This window comes from Micromonospora phytophila (assembly GCF_023656545.1).
In the GTDB taxonomy this organism is placed as follows: Bacteria; Actinomycetota; Actinomycetes; order Mycobacteriales; family Micromonosporaceae; genus Micromonospora; species Micromonospora phytophila.
The window spans coordinates 1-3,969 of record NZ_JAMOKF010000425.1 but is presented as its reverse complement, the minus strand read 5'-3'; the positions used below and the strand labels follow the sequence as shown (position 1 = coordinate 3,969).

2 protein-coding genes are annotated in these 3,969 nt (G+C 71.5%); both read right to left on the bottom strand.

Features of this window, described 5'->3' with window-relative positions; all coding sequences use genetic code 11:
- Positions 1-229 precede the first annotated feature (229 nt).
- Complete coding sequence (gene uvrA, locus NCC78_RS28850; protein ID WP_250798469.1) at positions 230-3,169, bottom strand: excinuclease ABC subunit UvrA; 2,940 nt, start codon at positions 3,167-3,169, stop codon at positions 230-232.
- Between the two features lie 341 nt (positions 3,170-3,510).
- Positions 3,511-3,969: ribosome small subunit-dependent GTPase A (rsgA, locus tag NCC78_RS28845; RefSeq protein WP_250798467.1), on the bottom strand; the 459-nt coding region annotated here is incomplete at its 5' end.

The following is a 3,969-nucleotide window of genomic DNA, read 5'->3' as shown; positions in this document are numbered from 1 at the left end:
CGAGCGCGCCCGCGCCGGTGAGCAGGGCCCGGCGCGTCTGCGCAGCCGGCCCGGTCAGCACCTGATCGTCACTCATGCCTCGCCTCTCTCTCGGCTGCCGCCGCCAGTCATGATCCGCGGCCACACTCGGGTACACGGATCACTGTGCCCGACGGTTCACCCGATCGGCGACCACGCGGCGCCCGGGACGGGCCCGAGGACCCGCCCGGGGGCAGCGCCGCTCGTGGCGTCAGCGGGCCGCGGCCGGGACCTTGCGGGCCCGGGACTTCGTGCCGTTGGCCTTGGCCGCCCGGGAGGTGGCCGCCGCCGCGCCCTTCGCCTCGCCGTCGAGCTTGAGCACCTGGCGCAGGAACTGCCCGGTGTGGCTCTCGGGCACCTCGGCGACCTCCTCGGGCGTGCCGGTGGCGAGCACCGCGCCGCCCCGGTGGCCGCCCTCGGGACCCATGTCGATGAGCCAGTCGGCCGTCTTGATGACGTCGAGGTTGTGCTCGATGGTGATCACCGTGTTGCCCTTGTCGACCAGGCCCTCCAGCACCATCAGCAGCTTGCGGATGTCCTCGAAGTGCAGGCCGGTGGTCGGCTCGTCGAGGACGTAGACCGTCCGGCCGGTGGAGCGCTTCTGCAACTCGGAGGCGAGCTTGACCCGCTGCGCCTCGCCGCCGGAGAGGGTCGGGGCGGGCTGCCCGAGCCGGACGTAGCCCAGGCCGACGTCGACCAGCGTCTTGAGGTGCCGGTGGATGGCCGGGATGGCCGAGAAGAACTCGGCCGCCTCCTCGATCGGCATCTCCAGCACGTCGGAGACGGTCTTGCCCTTGTAGTGCACCTCGAGGGTCTCCCGGTTGTAGCGGGCACCCTTGCAGACCTCGCACGGGACGTACACGTCGGGCAGGAAGTTCATCTCGATCTTGATGGTGCCGTCGCCGGAGCACGCCTCGCAGCGACCGCCCTTGACGTTGAACGAGAACCGCCCCGGGCCGTAACCGCGGACCTTGGCCTCGGTGGTCTCGGCGAAGAGCTTGCGGACGTGGTCCCAGACCCCGGTGTAGGTAGCCGCGTTGGACCGCGGCGTCCGGCCGATCGGCGACTGGTCGACGCCGACGACCTTGTCGACGTGCTCCAGGCCGCTGACCCGGGTGTGCCGGCCCGGCACCAGCCGGGCGCCGTTGATCTGGTTGGCCAGCACGGCGTAGAGGATGTCGTTGACCAGCGTCGACTTGCCGGAGCCGCTGACCCCGGTGACCGCGATGAGCTGGCCCAGCGGGAAGCCGACGGTCAGGTTGCGCAGGTTGTGCTCGCGCGCGCCGTGCACCACCAGCTCCCGTTCCGCGGTCTGCGGGCGGCGCCGCGCCGGCGTCGGGATCGCCTTGCGGCCGGAGAGGTACGCCCCGGTGACCGACTTCGGGTTCTCCAGCAGCGCCGGCACGGAGCCGCTGTGCACGATCTCGCCGCCGTGCTCGCCCGCGCCCGGGCCGATGTCGACGATCCAGTCGGCGACCCGGATGGTGTCCTCGTCGTGCTCCACCACGATCAGCGTGTTGCCCAGGCCGCGCAGCCGCAGCAGGGTCTCGATCAACCGGTGGTTGTCCCGCTGGTGCAGGCCGATCGACGGCTCGTCGAGCACGTAGAGCACGCCGACCAGGCCGGAGCCGATCTGGGTGGCGAGCCGGATGCGCTGCGCCTCGCCGCCGGAGAGGGTGCCGGCCGGGCGGTCCAGGGAGAGGTAGTCGAGACCGACGTCGAGCAGGAACTTCAGCCGGGCGTTGATCTCCTTGAGCACCCGCTCGGCGATCATCTTCTGCCGGTCGGTGAGCTCGATGCTGGCGAGCAGGTCGGCGGCCTCGCCCACCGACAGGTTGCAGACCTCGGCGATGCTCTTGCCGGCGAGGGTCACCGCGAGCACCTCGGGCTTGAGCCGGGCGCCGCCGCAGGCCGCGCAGGGCACGTCGCGCATGTAGCCCTCGTACTTGTCCCGCGACCACTCCGACTCGGTGTCGGAGTGCCGGCGCTCGATCCACTGCACCACGCCCTCGAAGCCGGTGTAGTAGGAGCGCTCGCGGCCGTACTTGTTGCGGTAGCGCACGTGCACCTGGTCGTCGGAGCCGTGCAGGATCGTCTTCTGCGCCCGCGACGGCAGCGCCCGCCAGGGGGTGTCGACGTCGAAGTGCTCGGCCTCGCCGAGGGCCTCCAGGAGGCGGAGGAAGTATTCGAGGTTGTGCCCGGAGGCCCAGGGCTGGATCGCGCCCTCGCGCAGCGTGCGCTCCGGGTCGGGGACGAGCAGCTCCGGGTCGACCTCCTTCTTGGTGCCCAGGCCGGTGCACTCCGGGCAGGCGCCGTAGGGCGCGTTGAAGGAGAAGACCCGGGGTTCGAGGTCCTCGATGGCCAGGGGGTGGTCGTTGGGGCAGGCGAGGTGCTCGGAGTAGCGACGCTCGCGGTCCGGGTCGTCCTCGGCCAGGTCGACGAAGTCGAGCAGCACCAGCCCGCCGGAGAGGCCGAGGGCGGCCTCGACGGAGTCGGTCAGCCGCTGCTTGGCGCTGGCCTTGACGGTGAGCCGGTCGATCACCACCTCGATGGTGTGCTTCTCCTGCTTCTTGAGCTTCGGCGGCTCGGTCAGCGCGTGCACCACGCCGTCGACCCGGGCCCGGGCGTAGCCCTTGGCCTGGAGCTCGGCGAAGAGGTCGACGTACTCGCCCTTGCGGCCACGGATCACCGGGGCCAGGACCATGAACTTCGTGCCCTCGGTCATCGCCAGCACCCGGTCGACGATCTGCTGCGGGCTCTGCCGGGAGATCCGCTCGCCGCAGACCGGGCAGTGCGGCTCGCCGATGCGGGCGAAGAGCAGCCGGAGGTAGTCGTAGACCTCGGTGATGGTGCCCACCGTCGAGCGCGGGTTGCGCGAGGTGGACTTCTGGTCGATGGACACGGCCGGGCTGAGGCCCTCGATGAAGTCGACGTCCGGCTTGTCCATCTGGCCCAGGAACTGCCGGGCGTACGAGGAGAGCGACTCGACGTAGCGCCGCTGCCCCTCCGCGAAGATCGTGTCGAAGGCCAGGCTCGACTTGCCCGACCCGGAGAGCCCGGTGAACACGATCAGGGCGTCCCGGGGCAGGTCGAGACTGACGTCACGCAGGTTGTGCTCGCGCGCGCCACGGATGATCAGTCGGTCGGCCACTGTCCGTGTACTCCCGGGTGAAGAAGATGAGGAGGATCTGTCCGCTCTCAGGCTGATCCGAGCGGTTGTGAGGGCGCAGGAAACACGCCTCGGCAACTCTAGCCCCGAGGTACGACACTTTCCCTTGCCGGCACATTCCCCCAGCTCACCGCGGTCGGGCGGGCCCGGACGGGCAGGTCGGTGACCAGCCCGTCCGGGCCCCAACAACGGGGATCGGGTCAGGAACCCGACGGCTGGAACGGTCAGGGACGTCACGTGCGGAACACGGTCGAGCCGTGACCCCGGGAAGACGGTCAGGCCGTGACGCGCAGACGGTCAGGGACGTGACCCCCGGAGGGCGGTCAGGGACGTGCCGCTCGGCGACGGGCCGAGCGCCAGCCACCCCGCCGCTCGGCGGCCAGCCGTGTCTCCCGCCGCCGGCTCTCGTACTCCACCTCCCGCTGCAACCGGCGCCAGCTCTCCCAGCGCCGGGTGGGGAGCTCACCGGTTTCCAACGCCTCCCGCACGGCGCAGCCGGGCTCCCCGTCGTGCCCGCAGTCGCCGTACCGGCAGCCGGTGGCGAGCTCGGTGATGTCGGCGAACGCCCGGTCCAGCCCGGCCGAGCCGTCCAGCAGGCCGACGGCCCGTACGCCCGGGGTGTCCAGCACGGCGCCACCGCCGGGCACCGGGACCAGCGCGCGCCAGGTGGTGGTGTGCCGGCCCTTGCCGTCGACGCGGCGGATCGCCTGTGTCGGCATCACCACCGCTCCGGCCAGGGCGTTGACCAGGCTCGACTTGCCCGCGCCGGACGGGCCGAGCAG